16 protein-coding genes, 1 tRNA gene and 1 pseudogene are annotated in these 17000 nt (G+C 69.2%); 5 read left to right on the top strand and 13 right to left on the bottom strand.

Annotation, left to right across the window (positions count from 1 at the left end; genetic code table 11):
- Positions 1 to 279: 279 nt before the first annotated feature.
- Positions 280 to 2352: a TonB-dependent receptor plug domain-containing protein gene (locus AC1DCG_RS04280; RefSeq protein ID WP_477030926.1), complete on the top strand. Its 2073-nt coding sequence runs from the start codon at positions 280 to 282 to the stop codon at positions 2350 to 2352.
- Between the two features lie 127 nt (positions 2353 to 2479).
- On the opposite strand, the gene pgi is transcribed toward AC1DCG_RS04280, so the two are convergent.
- Positions 2480 to 4099 (bottom strand): glucose-6-phosphate isomerase, encoded by a 1620-nt coding sequence (gene pgi / locus AC1DCG_RS04275; RefSeq protein WP_477030289.1) that lies wholly within the window; start codon positions 4097 to 4099, stop codon positions 2480 to 2482.
- A 159-nt stretch (positions 4100 to 4258) separates the two neighbouring features.
- Here pgi and AC1DCG_RS04270 point away from each other — a divergent pair, with 159 nt between their 5' ends.
- Positions 4259 to 4750 carry a hypothetical protein gene (locus AC1DCG_RS04270; RefSeq protein WP_477030288.1) on the top strand — a complete coding sequence of 164 codons (492 nt, stop codon included), beginning with the start codon at positions 4259 to 4261 and terminating at the stop codon, positions 4748 to 4750.
- Between the two features lie 112 nt (positions 4751 to 4862).
- On the opposite strand, the gene AC1DCG_RS04265 is transcribed toward AC1DCG_RS04270, so the two are convergent.
- A complete protein-coding gene (locus AC1DCG_RS04265) occupies positions 4863 to 5465 on the bottom strand; it encodes a redoxin domain-containing protein (RefSeq protein ID WP_477030287.1) in 603 nt (200 codons plus the stop codon).
- A gap of 238 nt (positions 5466 to 5703) precedes the next feature.
- Between AC1DCG_RS04265 and AC1DCG_RS04260 the strand changes: the two genes are divergently transcribed.
- Positions 5704 to 6390: a DUF1353 domain-containing protein gene (locus tag AC1DCG_RS04260; protein ID WP_477030290.1), complete on the top strand. Its 687-nt coding sequence runs from the start codon at positions 5704 to 5706 to the stop codon at positions 6388 to 6390.
- A 57-nt stretch (positions 6391 to 6447) separates the two neighbouring features.
- A complete protein-coding gene (locus AC1DCG_RS04255) occupies positions 6448 to 6897 on the top strand; it encodes a hypothetical protein (protein ID WP_477030286.1) in 450 nt (149 codons plus the stop codon).
- An 18-nt stretch (positions 6898 to 6915) separates the two neighbouring features.
- On the opposite strand, the pseudogene AC1DCG_RS04250 reads toward AC1DCG_RS04255, so the two are convergent.
- Positions 6916 to 7437 (bottom strand): annotated as a pseudogene (locus AC1DCG_RS04250) (LysE family translocator); the annotation flags it as partial.
- 186 nt (positions 7438 to 7623) lie between these two features.
- A complete protein-coding gene (locus AC1DCG_RS04245) occupies positions 7624 to 9816 on the bottom strand; it encodes a protein-disulfide reductase DsbD family protein (RefSeq protein WP_477030285.1) in 2193 nt (730 codons plus the stop codon).
- A gap of 110 nt (positions 9817 to 9926) precedes the next feature.
- On the opposite strand from AC1DCG_RS04245, the gene AC1DCG_RS04240 reads away from it, so the two are divergent.
- Positions 9927 to 10319: an acyl dehydratase gene (locus AC1DCG_RS04240; RefSeq protein ID WP_165258872.1), complete on the top strand. Its 393-nt coding sequence runs from the start codon at positions 9927 to 9929 to the stop codon at positions 10317 to 10319.
- Between the two features lie 107 nt (positions 10320 to 10426).
- Here the strand turns inward: AC1DCG_RS04240 and ptsN are convergent, their stop codons facing one another.
- The 9 genes from ptsN to AC1DCG_RS04195 all read right to left on the bottom strand — a co-directional run bounded on the left by ptsN (position 10427) and on the right by AC1DCG_RS04195 (position 16897).
- Positions 10427 to 10894 (bottom strand): PTS IIA-like nitrogen regulatory protein PtsN, encoded by a 468-nt coding sequence (gene ptsN / locus AC1DCG_RS04235; RefSeq protein WP_165258971.1) that lies wholly within the window; start codon positions 10892 to 10894, stop codon positions 10427 to 10429.
- A gap of 85 nt (positions 10895 to 10979) precedes the next feature.
- Complete coding sequence (gene hpf / locus AC1DCG_RS04230) at positions 10980 to 11609, bottom strand: ribosome hibernation-promoting factor, HPF/YfiA family (protein WP_165258871.1); 630 nt, start codon at positions 11607 to 11609, stop codon at positions 10980 to 10982.
- 52 nt (positions 11610 to 11661) lie between these two features.
- Positions 11662 to 12273: an exopolysaccharide biosynthesis protein gene (locus AC1DCG_RS04225; RefSeq protein WP_165258870.1), complete on the bottom strand. Its 612-nt coding sequence runs from the start codon at positions 12271 to 12273 to the stop codon at positions 11662 to 11664.
- A 90-nt stretch (positions 12274 to 12363) separates the two neighbouring features.
- The gene (gene rpoN, locus AC1DCG_RS04220) at positions 12364 to 13863 is read right to left on the bottom strand and encodes an RNA polymerase factor sigma-54 (protein WP_477030284.1); all 1500 of its coding nucleotides are present in this window, start codon (positions 13861 to 13863) and stop codon (positions 12364 to 12366) included.
- A gap of 194 nt (positions 13864 to 14057) precedes the next feature.
- Positions 14058 to 14819 (bottom strand): LPS export ABC transporter ATP-binding protein, encoded by a 762-nt coding sequence (lptB, locus tag AC1DCG_RS04215; RefSeq protein ID WP_165258867.1) that lies wholly within the window; start codon positions 14817 to 14819, stop codon positions 14058 to 14060.
- Between the two features lie 8 nt (positions 14820 to 14827).
- A complete protein-coding gene (locus AC1DCG_RS04210) occupies positions 14828 to 15358 on the bottom strand; it encodes an LptA/OstA family protein (RefSeq protein WP_240903439.1) in 531 nt (176 codons plus the stop codon).
- 42 nt (positions 15359 to 15400) lie between these two features.
- Positions 15401 to 16030, bottom strand: coding sequence for an LPS export ABC transporter periplasmic protein LptC (lptC, locus tag AC1DCG_RS04205; protein WP_477030283.1), 630 nt, complete (start codon positions 16028 to 16030; stop codon positions 15401 to 15403).
- 12 nt (positions 16031 to 16042) lie between these two features.
- On the bottom strand, positions 16043 to 16660 hold the full coding sequence (locus tag AC1DCG_RS04200; protein WP_101720588.1) for a ribonuclease D: 618 nt from the start codon (positions 16658 to 16660) through the stop codon (positions 16043 to 16045).
- Between the two features lie 150 nt (positions 16661 to 16810).
- A tRNA-Leu gene (locus AC1DCG_RS04195) sits at positions 16811 to 16897 on the bottom strand.
- Positions 16898 to 17000 lie beyond the last annotated feature (103 nt).

The raw sequence follows: 17000 nt of genomic DNA, 5'->3' as shown, positions 1-17000 counted from the left end.
GAAAGCGGGGAGGGCCGGATCGCCTAGCCGAGGAAGGCGAAGAACCCGCCGATGATCGCGAGCAACACGGCCAGGACATTACGCAAGATCGCCAAACCCATTCCCCAAAGTACTCGTCAGCGAAGATCGAATATATCGCCGCGAAGCGCCCCCGCGAGATCACCCAGGAACATAAATTTCCCGTAATGATTTCGTATATTTAATCCACCTTTCAGGCGTTTAATTTGAGGTCGCGAGCGACCAGCGGCAAGACCTTCCCCGGGATTGAGGGGAAAGTTCATGTCCAAGTCCGTGTTGTTCGCCACCGCCGCCTTCATGTTGCTCGCCGCCGGCGCGGCCCAGGCCGCCGACAGCGCGCAAGCCGCCCAGACGCCGGTTCCGACCGGCCCGACCAGCGAAGCGCCGCTGGACGACGCGACCCAGAAGGGTGTGCTGATCTTCGTGCCGGACTTCTTCGCCAGCCTGCGCCCCAACACCGCGCTGGACATGGTCAACCGCCTGCCCGGCTTCGTGCTCAACGACGGCGCCGGCACGCGCGGCTTCGAGGGCGCGGTCGGCAACGTGCTGGTCAACAACAACCGCCCCGCCTCCAAGGCCGAGACCGGCTCCAACGTCCTGCAACGCACGCCCGCCAGCCAGGTCGAGCGCATCGAGCTGATCCGCGGCGGCGCGCCCGGCATCGACATGCAGGGCTATGGCGTGGTGGCCAACGTGATCCTCAAGAAGGGCGCGGTCCGCCAGTCGATCCTGACCCTCAACAGCCAGATCTTCGACGGCGGCCACGACGTGTGGGGCGGCTCCTACCAGTTCACCGCCCGCGACGGCGACAAGAGCTGGGGCGTCACCCTGTCGGACGGCACCAGCAGCAGCGACTCCAACGGCGCGGGCCGCTCGGTGCGCCGCGACGGCAGCGGCGCGGTGCTGCGCGACGAGGCCTTCCTGAACGACGGCTACGGCGGCGGCCGCTCGATCCGCGGCAACTACGCCGGCCCGCTGGCCGGCGGCAAGATCGACGCCACCGCCCGCTACGGCGTCAACGACTGGCAAGACTGGCAGGAACTGACCTCGCCGACCTCCAAGCGCCGCACCGCCTATGAAGAAGACACCCGCTCGGGGGAGCTGGGCCTGACCTACAGCCGCCCCCTGGCCCCGCGCTGGAACCTCGAAACCCGGGTGATGCACGAGTTCGAGAAGTTCGACAGCGAGGCCACCAGCGACGCCACGCTCAGCGGCGCGGTCAGCCCGCAGGAGCTGTTCGGGGCCGAGGGCGACTCCTCGGAGTCCATCCTGCGCGCCACCCTCCGCCACGAGCGCCGGCCCGGCCTGACCTTCGAGTTCGGCGGTGAGGTCGCCTACAACATGCTCGACGTGAAGCAGGCCTATTCGGTGGGCGGCGCGGCGGTCCCCCTGCCCTCGGCCTCGGTCAAGGTCGAGGAGACGCGCGGCGAGGCGTTCCTGAAGACCACCTGGCGGGTGAACCCCAAGCTGACCCTGGAGGGCGGCCTGCGGCTGGAGACCTCGACGATCAGCCAGGCCGGCGACGCCGACCAGGAGAAGAGCTTCTTCTACGCCAAGCCCCGCTTCCAGGCGACCTGGACGCCCAAGGCCGACCACCAGCTGCGCTTCCGCCTCGAGCGCGAACTGGGCCAGCTGGACTTCGGCGACTTCGCCGCCTCGGCCGAATTCGGCGACGGCACGGTCTATGGCGGCAATGTCGACCTGGAGCCCGAGCAGCGCTGGATCTCGGAGCTGACCTACGAGCGCCGCTTCTGGGGCGAGGGCGTGGTGTCGATCGGCTGGCGCCACGACGAGATCATCGGCGTCATCGACCGCCTGCCCCTGCCCGGCGGCCTGTCGGCGACCGGCAACATCGGCGACGGCACGCTCGACAAACTGTCGCTCAACATCGTCGTGCCCACCGACAAGCTGGGCGTGAAGGGCGGCCGCCTGACCTTCAAGAACGACTGGAACGAGACCCACGTCACCGACCCGACCGACCACAAGGACCGCCCGATCTCGCAGGTGCGCCCGACCCAGGCCAACATCGGCTTCCAGCAGGACCTGATGCGCGGCCAGGTGCAGTGGGGGATCAACTGGCTGCCGCTGCTGGGCCAGGGCACCTACGACCCCGACCAGACCAACAAGTGGCGCGGCGCGGCCTATTACGAGGCCTTCGCCGAGTACAAGCCGACCAACACCCTGGCCATCCGCGCCCAGCTGAACGTCTGGGACGACTTCGTCGTCACCCGCACGGTCTATGCCGACCGCGTCACCCGTCCGGTGCGCTACCAGGAAGTCCGCGACATCGATCCCAGGACCTTCGTCAGCCTGCGGGTGCGCAAGACGTTCTGACGGCCGCTGCGCGGCGCCCCCTCAGTCGCTCCGCGACAGCTCCCCCAGAGGGGGAGCATCTGCGGCGATAGATCCTCCCCTCTGGGGGAGGTGGCCCGGAGGGCCGGAGGGGGCCGCCGGCTGGCGGCTACTTCTTCAACCGCTCGATCAGCGCGGCCGTCGACGGATCATGCTGGCCGACCGCGCCGGCTTCCAGTTCCGGCAGGATGCGGTTCGCCATCACCTTGCCCAGCTCCACGCCCCACTGGTCGAAGCTGTTGATCCCCCAGATCACGCCTTCGACGAAGGTCTTGTGCTCGTAGAGGGCGATCAGGGCGCCGAAGGTCTGGGGCGTCAGGCGGTCGAGCAGCACCAGCGTCGAGGGGCGGTTGCCGGCGAAGGTGCGTTGCGGGGCCAGGGTGGCGATCTCGTCTTGCGAGACACCCTTGGCGGTCAGCTCGGCCACGACGTCCTCGGTGGTGCGGCCCACCATGAAGGCCTCGGCCTGCGCGAGCAGGTTCGACAGCAGCTTCTCATGCATGCCGGCCGGGCCTTCATCCGACTTGGCCAGGCCGATCAGCTCCATCGGGGTGATGTCGGTCCCCTGGTGCATGCACTGGAAGTAGGCGTGCTGGACGTTGGTGCCTTCGTCGCCGAACACGACCGTGGCGGTGCCGCGCTGGGCGGGTTTGCCGTCCGGGCCGACCGACTTGCCGTTGCTCTCCATCTCCAACTGCTGGAGGAACGAGGCCAGGCGGCGCAGGCGGTGCGAGTACGGAACGACCGAGCGGGCCCGACGGTCCAGCCCGTTGCGGTTGAAGATCTGGGCCAGGGCCACCAGCACCGGGGCGTTCTTCTCCAGCGGAGCCGAAGCGAAGTGGGCGTCCATCTCGGCCGCCCCGTCGAGGAAGCCCTGGAACACGTCCCAGCCGGCGGCGACGGCCACCGACAGGCTGACCGCCGACCACAGCGAATAGCGGCCGCCGACCCAGTCCCAGAAGCCGAACACCCGCTCGTCGGCCACCCCGAAAGCCGAGGTCTTGTCGAGCGCGGTCGACACGGCGGCCAGGTGGGCGTTGGCCCCCTCTTCACCGAGCGCCGCGACCAGCCAGGCGCGGGCGGCGGCGGCGTTGGACATGGTCTCCTGGGTGGTGAAGGTCTTGGAGACCACCACCACCAGGGTCTCTTCCGGATCGAGATCGGCCGTGGTCAGCAGGAACTCGGCGCCGTCCACATTGGCCACGAAGCGCAGGTCGATTTCGGGCTTCACCGGACGCAGGGCGTCCCACAGCAGGCGCGGGCCAAGGTCGCTGCCGCCGATGCCGATGTGCAGGATCGCCTTGAAGGGCTTGCCCGTGGCGCCCTTGATCTCGCCCGAGCGGACGGCGTCGGCGAAGGCCTTCATCCGGCTGCGGACGACCTCGACATCGGCCATCACCGGAACGCCCTGGGCCTTGATGTCGGCGTTGCTCCTGGCCCGCAGGGCCACGTGCAGCACGGCGCGGCCTTCGGAGCTGTTGATCGCCTCGCCGCCCAGCATGCGGGCGCGGGCGGCCTCGACGCCGGCGGCGTGGGCCAGGTCGAGCGCGGCCTCCAGGCCGGCCTCGTCCCAGGCCTGCTTGGAAAGGTCCAGATGCAGGCCGGCGACGTCGAGCGTCAGGGTTTCCAGGCGCTGGGGCTCGGTGTCGAAGAACTCGACGATGCGCTTCTCCCCGGCGGCCTTGGCGGCGGTTTCCAGGCGGGTCCAGGCGGCGTCGAGATCGGACACTAGCGTCTCCATGTCTTGTGTGGCGCGTGGCGGCCGCCGAAACCGGCGTCCACTTTCGGCTGCCGCGCTTGTAGTAAAACGGCGTTTACGGCCCCGGGATTACCAAAGGTCAGTCTCGGCGTCATGAATACCAATGACGTTTTTCGCGAGGAGTTTGCGATGTCCTGCGACGCGGTCGCCTTTTCCGCCATGCTGTGGCTGGCCTCGACCGGTTCGGCGGCGCCGGTGAACCAGGCCCCGGCGGTCGTGCAGCCCGGCCAGGCCCCGCCGTCGGTGGCCGGCGAGCCGCTGTTCATCGACATCGTCAAGCGCGCCGGCGCCCTGAAGGCCCGCGTCGAGGGCTATCGCGAGGCCCTGCCCAAGGATCCCGCCGCCCCGGCCGTGGCCCTGCCGGGCTTTGCCGCCTTCAAGGCCGAGATCGAGGCCCTGTCGGCGCTGGACATGAAGGGCCACGTCACCCTCAAGGAGCGCGGCGCGGTCGACGACCTGAAGTGCATCCTGCGCGGCATCAGCCAGGACCTGCCCGAGAAACTGACGGCCATGGCCGACGCCAAGACCGTCAAGACCCAAGACCAGGCCCTACGCGACATGGTCTACCTGCTGAACGACAACGTCGAGGTGATCACGGCCCCGCCGCAGCCGGCGGCGTAGTGCGTCCTTCGAGGTTCGCCTGCGGCTCGCACCTCAGGATGAGGATGTCAGTGCAATGAATTCCTCATCCTGAGGCGCCCGCGAGAGCGGGCCTCGAAGGACGCAAGGCGCCTCAGGCGTCCTTGTACTTCACCGCGCAGCCGTAGGGCTGGCTGGCCGGCACGGCGACCTTGCGGCCGGCCTTGAGGTCCGACAGCGCCGCGGCGACGTAGTTCTTGGCCGTGGCGATGTCCTCGGGCTTGCTGGACGGCTTGTCGTCGATGGCGCCCTGGTAGACCAGCTGGCCGGCCGGATCGATGACGTACATGTGCGGGGTGGTCTTGGCCTTGTAGGCGGTGGCCACCACGCCCTCGGGGTCGAGCAGCAGGGTGGTCGGCTTGGCGCCCTTGGCGCTCATCCAGGTCTTGGCCTGGGCGCCGTCGGCGAAATAGCCCTGCTTGCCGGGGGCCGAGGAGGCGACGCTGAGCCAGACCACGCCGTCGGCTGTGGCGGCCTGCTGCAGGCCCTGCATGTTGCCCGAGTAGTGCTTCTTCACATAGGGGCAGCCCTCGTTGACCCATTCGAGCACGACGGTCTTGCCCTTGAACTCGGCCAGCGACCGGGTCTTGCCGTCGATGTCCCTGGCGGTGAAAGCCGGCGCGGGCGCGGCGAACGCCAGGCTGGGAGCGAGCACGACCAGCGGGGCGCTGGCGACGATCAGGCGACGGGTGATCATGGGAACCTCCGGAAGCGGGATGGCCGGTGTTGCGAGATGCTCTCACGGATCGCCCTGCGGTGGAACAGCGCAGCGGACGCGCAATCCTTTGTCTTACGACCGCAAGCTTGGCCTTGAAGGCTTGATCCGCCGCATTTCGGCCGCCAGAAGACGGCATCGCTTCGCCGCTTTCCTCCCGCCCCGCACGATCATGACGCTCGCCTCCAAGCTTTCGCTCGCCGCCGCCCTCGCCCTGGGCATGATCCTGGCCGGGTGCACGACGACCAAGGAGACGACCGTCTTCGTACCGGTGGTCGCCCCGACCCCGCCCAGCTCGCTGACGCCGCAGCCGGTGATGCTGTTCAACCAGTCCAAGGAGGGCCGCAAGCTCTTCACCCTGGAGGCCGAGTTCCCCTACTGCGACGTCGAGACGGGCAAGGTGATCGTCGTGCCGCGCTGGTACGTCACCGACTTCGCAAGCGTGCCGTGGTACGGCCAGGGCTTCATCGACCCGCAGGGCCCGACGGCGCGCGCCGCCATCGTCCACGACTGGCTCTATGCGGTGGGCGAGCCGGGCAAGCGGGCCGAGGCCGACGCCATCTTCCTGCGCGCCATGCTGCGCTACGGGGTCAAGCCGTTCCAGGCCAACCTGGCCTACCAGGCGGTGAAGACCGGCGGCGAGAAGGGCTACGGCCTGCCGGGCGACTGGCGGTTCATCGATCCGCGCCGCCAGGCCGTCAACCAGCCCCCGCCCTTCGCCAAGCCCAGGACCGGCGCGGTCAAGGTCATGCCGCGCTGCCAGGGCTTCGAGGCCCTGATCCAGACCGGCTGGCGAGCCTATCCCCTGCCCAAGCCGGTCGTCGCCGCCCCGCCGCCGGTGACCACCACCCGCACGCCGATGGACGGCGTGAAGGAACGCCTGCCCTGGGGCGGCAAGAAGAAGTGACGCCCAGCGCCGTCGGCGGCCATTGCCGAGCTTGACCACAGGTCGTACGCCTGGGTCATGCTCGACTTCCTGTGGACCGTGCGGGGCTCGATCCCGCTGAACCCGAACGTCTCCTACGCGGCGACGCTCGACCGGGTCGTCACCCTGCTCGAGCGGCAGAGAAAGCAGCCCGCGCGACGCGGCCACGACCTCGTCACCTTCGACATGCCCTTCTGGGAGCGCAAGCAAGGCTGGCAAGCCCTGCTCATCTTCAACCACGGCCGCTTCTGGACCGAGCACGGCCTAGACGGGCGCGTGCTGCGCTACAGGCTGAACTGCCTGCACCTTTTCGCCGCCTGCGTGATGTTCGCGGTCGGCCTTGCCGCGCTCACCCTGGTCGCCGGATCGGCGCAAGGCGACGTCGCCTACAACGGCGCCTGGCTGTTTGCGCTGTTCTACGCCGTGAACTATCTGGTCGCCTGGGTTCGGGCCGGCCGGGTGATCCGCGACGCCGTCGGCCGGCGCTAGGGCGCCGGCTGCTCTTGCTCAGCCGACCGCCTTGGCCGCCGCCAGCCGCAGGCCCAGACCCACGAACAGCGCGCCCATGGCCCGCTGCAGCCACAGCGCCACTCTGGCGTTGCGGCGCAGGCCCGCCGTCAGCCGCGCGGCCAGCACGACCAGGACGAGGTTGATGAGGATCGCCAGCACGTTGCTGGTCACGCCCAGCAGGATCAGCTGCGCGGTCGGATGGCCGGCGGCCGGCTCGACGAACTGCGGCAGCAGGGCGACGTAGAACACCGCCACCTTGGGATTGAGCACGTCGCTCCAGAACCCTTGCCAGAAAACGGCCCGCAGGCTGCGCCCGCGCAGCTCGCCGCCGGCCAGCTCGCTCGTCGCCGTCCGGCTGAACAGGGCGCGCACGCCGAGATAGACGAGATAGGCGGCGCCGGCCCATTTGACGACCAGGAACGCCGTGGCCGAGGCCAGCAGCAGCGCCGACAGTCCCGCCACCGCCGCGGCCAGGTGCACATAGGCGCCGGCGTTGATCCCCAGCGCGGCCATGACGCCCGCACGCCGCCCTGGGCCAGGGTGCGGGTCAGCATGTAGGCCATGTCGGGTCCGGGCACGAGCACCAGGACGATGCTGGCGGCCACGAACAGCAGGTAGGCGTGCGGGCTCATGCCCTCACGATCGCCTACCCGCCTCGCATTGCAACCGAAGATCGCACGGCGCCGCCGGGCGAGCGTCGACCGCTCAGCCCTTGGCCGCCTTTTCCACCGCTTCGATCACCAGGCCTTCGGTCAGGAGTTGGGGCAGGATGACCGGCGCGCCGGCGCCCTTGGGATAGACGAGATACAGCGGCACGCCCGCGCGGCCATGCTCGGCAAGCGCCGCGGCGATGGTCGCGTCGCGCTTGGTCCAGTCGGCCTTCAGCAGCACGGCGTTCTGGGCCTTGAAGGCGTCGGCCAGGCGCGGGCCGGCCAGGGCGGTCTTCTCGTTGACCTTGCAGGTCACGCACCAGTCGGCGGTGAAGTCGACCATCACCACCTTGCCTTCGGCCTGCAGCGTGGCGACGCGCTCGGGGCTCCAGGGCTCGGCGGCAAGGCCGGGACCGGCAACTTCGGCGGCCTGCGGACCGGCGGCGGGAACGGGCGCCTTCAAGGCGCCGACCGTCAGGGCGACGCCGCCGGCGAGACCCGCAAGCGCGAAGCCGAAGGCGACCAGCGGGGCCTTGCCGGCGAACCTGCGGGCCTCGCCCAGGCCATAGGCCCAGGCGGCGAAGGCGACCAGCACGGCGGCCGCCAGCAGCAGGGCCAGGGCGATGCCGCCGGCCTGCTGGCTGAACACCCAGACCAGCCACGCGGCCGCGCCGTACATCGGAAAGGCCAGGGCGTGCTTGAGCACGTCCATCCAGGCGCCGGGCCTGGGCAGCTTCTTCAAGAGGCCCGGCGCGAAGGCCAGGATCACGAAGGGCGCGGCGAAGCCGATCGCCAGGGCCAGGAACACCAGCAGGGCGAAGGCCGGCGGCTGGGTCAGGGCGAAGCCGAGGGCGCCGGCCATGAACGGCGCGGTGCAGGGGGCGGCGACGATCACCGCCAGGGCGCCGGTCAGGAAGGCCCCGGCCAGGCCCGAGCCGGCCGAGACGCCGCCGGCCGCGCCCTGCACGGCCGCGCCGACCTCGAACACGCCCGACAGGTTCAGCGCCACCAGCAGCATCAGCAGCGACAGCACGGCGACCACCGCCGGCGACTGCAGCTGGAAGCCCCAGCCCACGGCCTCGCCGCCGGCGCGCACCGCGATCAGCAGGCCGGCCAGGGCCAGGAACGTGGCCACGACGCCGAAGAGGAACGCCAGGCCCTGGGCGCGGGTCTTGCCGGCGTCGTGGGCGTGGGCGGCCAGGCTGGCGGCCTTCATCGACAGCACCGGGAAGACGCACGGCATCAGATTGAGGATCAGGCCGCCGAGAAAGGCGAACAGCAGGGCGACCGGCAGGCCGCCGACGCCCGAAGCATCGGCCGCAGCGCCGCTGGAGGCCTGCGAGCCGCCGGTCGAACCGGCGCCGGCCGCGGGAAGCGAGCCTAGCCCTACAGAGCCTGCTGGCGTCTCGCCGGGCGTGGCGGTGATCTCGTAGGAGCCGCCCTTGAGGGCCAGCACGCCCGACAGCTCGGTCGGCGCCTCGGTGGCCTCGGGGCCGAAATCGAAGCCGGCGGTCAGCGACAGGGTCAGGCCTTCGGGCCCGCGTTCGATCGTCTGGGGCGCGGCGTGGTCGATGGCCTTGCCCGAATAGGGAAAGAAGTAGGCCTCGGCGAAATCGGCGCCCTTCAGGGCCGCGCCGGTCACCGACAGCTTCAGAGTCTCGCCGTCCTTCTTCCACGTGGCCTTCAGGCCGGCGGGCTTGGGGGCGGCGGCCAGCACCTTGCCGACCGTCTCGCCCCACTTGGGATCGGGCTTGGCCGGACCGGCGACAACCGGCAGCGACAGGGTCACCACCGCGTCCTCGGGCACGCAGATCTCTTCGCAGACCAGGAAGGCGGCGGCCGCCTGCAGGGTCACGGTCTGGCCCGGCTTGGCCGAGGCCGGCACGGTGATCGGCACGGGCAGCAGCACCTCGCCGCTATAGGCGTAGTCCTGCAGCGGCCCGACCCGCACGCGCTCGGGCGTCGGCCAGACGATGTCGCCGGCGGTCCAGCCCGCGGGCAGGGTCCAGACGATCTTGGTGGCGTCGCCCGCGTCGCCGGGATTGCGCCAGTAGGTGTGCCAGTGGGGCTGGATCTTCTGGCGCAGGGCCACGAACACCGTCGAGCCGGGCACGGCGGCGGCCTCCTGCGAAACCAGCTCGACCTCGATATGGCCGGTCTTGACCACCTCGGCGCTTGCGGGCGAGGCGGCGGCGGCGAGAAGGGCCAGCGGGGCCAGGACGGCGGCGAACAACCTGCGCAACAGCATCGGCGACCTTGCAAAGAAACTTCGCGATGACACATGGCCCGTGCGCGCGCTCTCGACAACCTTCAAGGCGCCGTGGTCAGGTCGTCACCTGCTTCGACAGGAGAGCACGCGTGCCCGCATCGTTCGACGAGATCCAGATCGGCCAGGTGGTGACGCTGGGCGCGACGGTGGTGGACGAGAAGGCGCTGGACGTCTTCATCGCCGCCTTCCAGCCCGGCTGGGACCCGTCGCTGGGCGCGCCGGACGCCATGGTCTTCGCGATCTGGACCCGCCTGGACGCCGAGGCCAGCGCCGACTGGCCGCAGACCAAGCGGGTGGGCGTCGACGCCCTGCGCTGGCTGCGCAACCCGCCGGCCGGCGAACTGCTGCGCGGACGCATGACGGTGATGGGCAAGGATCCGGTCGGCGAGGGCAAGGGCATCGTCATCGCCCAGCAGGACCTGCTCGACGAGGCTGGGCGCCTGGTCTTCTCCTGCCTGACGCGGAGCATCTTCGCGCGCTGACGAGACCCCCTCAGTCGGCTTCGCCGACAGCTCCCCCAGAGGGGGAGCATCTGGGCGCATGGATCCTCCCCCTCTGGGGGAGGTAGACCGAAGGGCCGGAGGGGGCCTTAAGCCGCCGTCGGGGTCGCGGTCTCGCGGGCCAGCAGCACGTGCACGGCGTCGGCCGAGCGGGCCTGGCGCAGCTGCTCGCGCAGTTCGGGCTGGCGCAGCATGCGCGAGACGCGGGCCAGCGCCCGCAGGTGCTGGGTGTTGGCCTCGGGCGGGGCGAACAGGGCCAGGAACAGGTCGACCGGCTTGTCGTCCAGCGCGTCGAAGGCCACGGGGGTCTCCAGGCGCACGAAAACGGCGCGCACCCGGTCCAGGCCCGGCACGCGGGCATGCGGCAGGGCCACGCCCTGGCCGACGCCGGTCGAACCGGCCGCCTCACGCTCGATCAGCCCGTCGAGGGCGATGTCGGAATCGATGCCGAGCACACGGCCGGCGAAGTCGGCGATGACGCCGAGAACCTGGCGCTTGTCCTTGGCGCTGACGCGCAGCGTCACCGCCCCGTGGTCCAGAAGATCGCCGATAGTCATGGACTTCAACTAGCTCGCTCTATACCGGCCGCCGAAAGCTCGGCCGCCGCGGTCCCGAAACGCGCCGGGACCGCTTAGGCTCCAGCTAGCTCAAGGTCGAGCCGTTTCCGTTCAGCGACTTGGTGCGCTCGGGGTCGATCCAGCCGATATTTCCGTCCGGCCGGCGGTAGACCACCGACAATCCGCCGTGGGCGGCGTTCCTAAACACGATTGCCTGGGACTCGGTCAAGTCCAGTTCCATGACAGCCATGGAAACGGTCATCGTCTTCAGCGAGGCCTGGGTTTCGGCGATCACCATGGCCGACGGGGCGCCGGCGGGGTGGTTCTCCTCGATCGACCAGTCCTCGTCCTCGTGGTCGTCCTCGGGCGCGCGCAGCACGTAGAAGGCGGCGTTCTCGGCCTGCTTGGCGGTCGCCGCCTCGGTATGGCTCTTCAGGCGTCGCTTGTAGCGCCTTATGCGCGTCTCGATCTTGGCCAGGGCCTGGTCGAACGCCATGTGGGCGTCGCCGCCGGAGCCGTGGCTCAGAAGCTGCTGGCCCGAAGCCAGCTTTACCGAACAATCGACACGGAAGGCGTAGCCCTCCTTGCTGATCACGACGTCGGCGTCACCGCCTCGGTCGAAATACTTGCCGATGCTCAGGGCGATTTCGTCGGCGACTCGCGCTCGCAGAGCCTCACCAACGTCGACATGCTTGCCGGAGATTTGGACTTGCATGCCCTATCAACGCGCCGGTCTGGGGGCGGTGTCAAGCGGGAGCAAAAGGGCCTCAGAAGAGTCCCGAAAAGACCCCGATCAGCCTCTTGACGGCGGCGGTCACGACACCGGCGCTGAGGAACAGCAGCGCGGCGCTGGCGGTCGCCATCAGGTAGCCGAGCAGGGCCAGCAGGCCGTCGCGCTGCAGCAGGGCCAGGGCCAGAACCGCCACGGTCGCGCCAGGGGCCAGATTTCCAAGGGGAATCGGCAGCACCAGCACCAGCGCCAGCAGGGTGCAGACCACGCCGATGAAGCGCTCGCCGCCCGCCGCGAACAGAAAGCCCAGCCTTGGCCGCGTCACCACCTCCAGGCGGCGCAGAACCGGCGTGATGCGCCTGAAAAGCCCCCTTAGGTCGTCGCGCTTAAGGGGTTTTTCCAGCACGCCGCGCGGCAGCCACGGCGCATTGGCGCCCCAGGCGATCTGCGGGGCCAGCAGCAGAATCGGCAGCGACAGGAGCGTCGACGAGCCCGGCGGCAGCGGCAGGCAGTTGAGCAGGCCGAACACCAGCAGCGTGGCCCCGAAGGCGCGGCTGTCGAAGGCGTCCAGCATCTGGCGGACGGTCAGCACCGGGCGCGGGTCCTCGCCGAACCCCTCGATCACGTCTGACAGCTTCTCGTCGCTCATTCCCGGCCCTGTTTCGACAGGGAGGTATAACGCAGGACGAGACGAATCCGCTTGCGCGAAAACGTCGCTGTTCGACGGGGCGCGCGCCGGCTAGGCGGTTTCCTTGATCAGGCGGCGGCGCTCGACCGACGAGGGGATGCGCATGGCCTCGCGGTACTTGGCGACCGTGCGGCGGGCGATGTCGACGCCCGCGGCCTTGAGGATCTCGACGATGCGGTCGTCGGAATGGACGTCGCCTTCGGTCTTCTCGGCGTCGACCAGGCCCTTAATCTTGTGGCGCACGCTGGCGGCCGAGTGAGCCTCGCCGCCCTCCGACGACTGGATGGCCGAGGTGAAGAAGAACTTCAGCTCGAACACCCCGCGCGGGGTGGACACGTACTTGTTGGAGGTGACCCGGCTGACCGTGCTCTCGTGCATGCCGATGGCGTCGGCGACGGTCTTCAGGTTCAGCGGCCGCAGGTGCTCGACGCCATAGGCCAGGAAGCCGTCCTGCTGGCGCACGATCTCGCTGGCCACCTTGAGGATGGTCTTGGCCCGCTGGTCGAGGCTTTTGACCAGCCAGTTGGCGCTGGCGAAGCTGTCGGAAACGAAGGTCTTTTCCTGGTCGCTGCGCGCGCCCTTGGAGACGCGGGCGTGATAGCGCTGGTCGACCAGCACGCGCGGCAGGGTGTCGGTGTTCAGCTCGACATGCCACATGCCGCCCAGGCCCTCGCGCACATGGACGTCGGGCACCAGGGTCTGGGGCGGATCGCTGTGGAAGGCCGCGCCCGGACGGGGCGTCAGGCCGCGGACCTCGGCGATCATCTCGCGCAGGTCCTCGTCGTCGACGCCGCAGATCTTGCGCAAGGCGGCAAGGTCGCGGCGCGCCAGCAGGTCGAGATTGTCGAGCAGGGCGGCGATGGCCGGATCGTAGCGGTTGGCGTCGCGCAGCTGCAGCTCCAGGCACTCGCGCACGTCGCGGGCGGCCACGCCGCAGGGCTCGAAGCCCTGGACGACCTTGAGCACGGCCTCGACGCGGTCGAACCCGCAGCCCAGGCGCTCGGCGATCTCCCACAGATCGGCGCGCAGGTAGCCGGCGGCGTCGACGGCGTCGATCAGGATGGCGGCGATGGCCTCGTCGGCGGGCGACAGGCCGGCCAGCAGCAGTTGGCCGTTCAGGTGCTCGGCCAGGGTCTCGGAACGGTTCAGGGCGCCTTCGAAATTGTCGTCGCCCTCGAAGCTGCCGCCGCCGCCGGCGCGCGACCAGTCGATCTGGCCGCCGGCGTGCTCGGCGCCAAAGCCCTCGCCATCGCCCGTGGCGCGCTCGCCGGGCGAGACGTCGTCGCCGGGCGCATCCATCTCGCGATTGGCCGAGGCGTCCGAGACGCTCTCCATGCCCAGGTTCTCGACGGCGCGGTCGGGCTCGCCGTCGCGCTCGACCTCGCGGTCGCTGTCGTCGCGCTGCAGCAGCGGATTGCGTTCGAGCTCGGCCTCGACGAAGGCTTCCAGCTCGATGTTCGACAGCTGCAGAAGCTTGATCGCCTGCTGCAGTTGCGGAGTGATGACAAGGCCCTGGCCCTGCCGGATATCGAGTCTGGGGCTGAGCGCCAACGCGCCCTCCTGGCAAATCGAACGGAAGTTACGATCGCCATTGAAAGGCCGGTCTGGTTAACGGGGCGCGAACGCCTGCAAATATCGGGCCGGTGCGACCATCCGTCCGCGAAAAAAGAAAAAGGCCTTGCTGGGCAAGGCCTTTCTCAAGGTCGGCGCGCGCCTGGACGGCGCCGCAATCCTGTCCGAACCGTTTAAGACCGGTCGGCGAAGCTGTCGCCCAGGTAAACCCGGCGCACTTCGGGGTTGTCGACGATCTCCTTGGGAGAGCCTTCGAACAGCACCTCGCCGGCGGCGATGATCGAGGCCCGGTCCACCATGTCCAGCGTCTCGCGGACGTTGTGGTCGGTGATCAGGATGCCGATGCCGCGGTTCTTGAGGTAGTTCACGACCTCGCGGATGTCGGAGATCGCCAGCGGGTCGATGCCGGCGAACGGCTCGTCCAGCAGCATGAACGACGGCTCACTGGCCAGGGCGCGGGCGATTTCGACGCGGCGACGCTCGCCGCCCGACAGGGCCACGGCCGGCGACTTGCGGATGTGGGTGATCCGCAGCTCCTCGAGGATGTTGGTCACCGTCTCGCGGGCCACGCGCTGGTTTTTCTGGCGCATCTCGACCACGGCCATGACGTTCTGCTCGACCGTCATGCCGCGGAAGATCGAGGCTTCCTGCGGCAGGTAGCCGACGCCGAGGCGGGCGCGCTGGAACATCGGCTGGGCCGTGATGTCCTCGCCGTCGAGATAGATCGCGCCGTAGTCGGCGGCGATCAGGCCGGTGACCATGTAGAAGGTCGTGGTCTTGCCCGCGCCGTTGGGGCCCAGCAGGCCGACCACCTCGCCGCGCTTGAGGCGCAGCGAGACGTTCTTGACCACCGGCCGGTCGCCGAAGGTCTTGCCGACGCCGTCGACATAGAGACCGTCCTCGGTCGCGCCGCCGCCCAGAGTGTTGAACTGCATCAGGGCTCTCAGGGCTTGGGCTTGTTGGCGTCGTCCGAGGTGCTCGGATAGACCACGGCGCGCACGCGGTTCTTCTTGCCCGCGCCCTTGGTGGTGGATTCCATCCGCACGTCGTTGGTCTTGGTGTTGACCACCATGCGATCGCCGCGGGCCACGTCCTGGCCTTGGATGGCGATGACGTTGCCGGTCACCACGATGGTGTTGGAGGCGTAGTCGTAGGTCGCCCGGTCGCCGCGCACGGTCTGCTTGGGCGTGACGTAGAACACCTCGCCCTCGGCCTCGACCCGGTCGACGTTGCCGCAGCCGCTGCCGTCGCCGGTCTTGGCCTTCTTCTGATTGTAGAGGGTCATCTTGGCGGCGCGCAGGCGCGAGGTCTCCTGCAGCACCTCGACGGCGCCGCGGAAGATCGTCTTGCACTGGCTGGAGATGGTCTCTTGCTCGTCGGCCGAGATGTCGACCGGGGCGCTGGAGCTGTTCTGCGCCAGGGCCGGAGCGGCCGTCAGGCCGCCCAGGAGGCTCGCGGCGATAGCGACCGCCATTGCTCGTTTCATCGACCTCGCCCTCATCTGTCGCATCGTCCTCTAGTTCCCGTCGCCGTCGACGCGGTCCAGGCGCGTTTTCACGCCGCCCCGGAAAACGATGCGGTCGCCCTTGTCATATACGGAATAAGCGTTGGATTTCACCTGTCCTGTGGGGCCTTCGCCCTGCAGCAGGGTTTCACCGGTGATCACGCCGGTCTTGGTGTCGACGAAAGCCTCGTCCGACGCGAAGCGATAGCCGCCGCCGTCGTCCATGCGCACGTCGCCGCGCAGCACCAGCTTGAGATTGTCCTCGCGATAGACGCCGTTCTTGGCGGTGACCCGCGTGGGCTTGGGCTCGTCGGTGCCCAGGGTCAAGGTCGGGTCGTCCAGCAGCACGCGCTTGAGGTCGGCGTCGTCGCGGATCGCCGAACGGGCGGTGATCAGGAAGGCGCGGCCTTCGCTGGACTGGCCGTAGAAGCGCGGATTGAGCATGCGGATCTGGGCCTGGGGCCGTTCGGGACCACGCTCGGCGGCGGTCACGGTGCGCCAGATCACCTGGCCGGTCGCCGCCCCCAGCAGGCCGACGATGGCCACCGGCAGCAGCAGGCGCGCGCTGCGGACCACGCGCGAACGACGGCGCCAGCGCCGCAGATCGCGCTTGAAGCCGCCCCTCATCGCCACGTCCGCCACCGGTCTTCTCCCTTAAGCGTGCGCGAAGATATCGACGTCTTCCCAGCCGGCCAGGTCGAGCGCGGCGCGGTGGGGCAGATAGTCGAAGGCGGCCTGGGCCAGGGCCATGCGGCCCTCGCGCACCAGCATGGCGTTCAAACGCTCGCGCAGGCCATGCAGATGCAGGACGTCCGAGGCGGCGTAGGCCACCTGCTCGGGGCTCAGCGAATCAGCGCCCCAGTCCGAGCTCTGCTGGGCCTTGGACAGCTCCACGCCCATCAGCTCGCGCGTCACGTCCTTGAGGCCGTGGCGGTCGGTATAGGTGCGGGCGAGCTTGGAGGCGATCTTCGTGCAGTACACGGGGGCCGTCATGACGCCCAGATGCAGCAGGAACATGGCGATGTCGAAGCGGCCGAAGTGGAAAAGCTTCAGCACGGCCGGATCGGCCAGCAGCTTCTTCAGGTTCGGCGCGTGATAGGTCGAGCGGTCCAGGCGAACCACGTGGGCGTCGCCGTCGCCGGACGACAGCTGCACGACGCACAGCGGATCGCGCCCGAGGCGCAGGCCCATGGTTTCCGAATCGATGGCGATCGCGGTCGCCCCGGCGAACACGCCGTCGGGCAGATCGCCTTCATGAACAAAGCTGGCCAAGTGTCTCTCGTCTCCACGCGTCGGCGTCGTCGCGACCGGCGCCGCTCCGACGTCTTATAGTGGAGCGTCGGCGATGCACGCCAGATGAACGGAGTATCTATTGTAAGGAAAGCTTGGCGCCACCCGCTCTCCGCATGCTTGCGAGAGGGGTGGTGCCCAGGAGAGGACTCGAACCTCCACGACCTTTCGGTCACTGGCACCTGAAGCCAGCGCGTCTACCAATTCCGCCACCTGGGCCCGCGGCGCAACCCGTTGGGCCGCTGCGAGGGCCGGACGTTTATGCAATGGTTCCGGCGGCGTCAATCGCATTTCTCACTTTTCTTGCGAACATCCCCAGGCT

The organism is Caulobacter sp. 10L414, assembly GCF_056395525.1.
The sequence above is the reverse complement of the archived record's forward strand: the minus strand, read 5'-3'. Positions and strand labels throughout refer to the sequence as shown.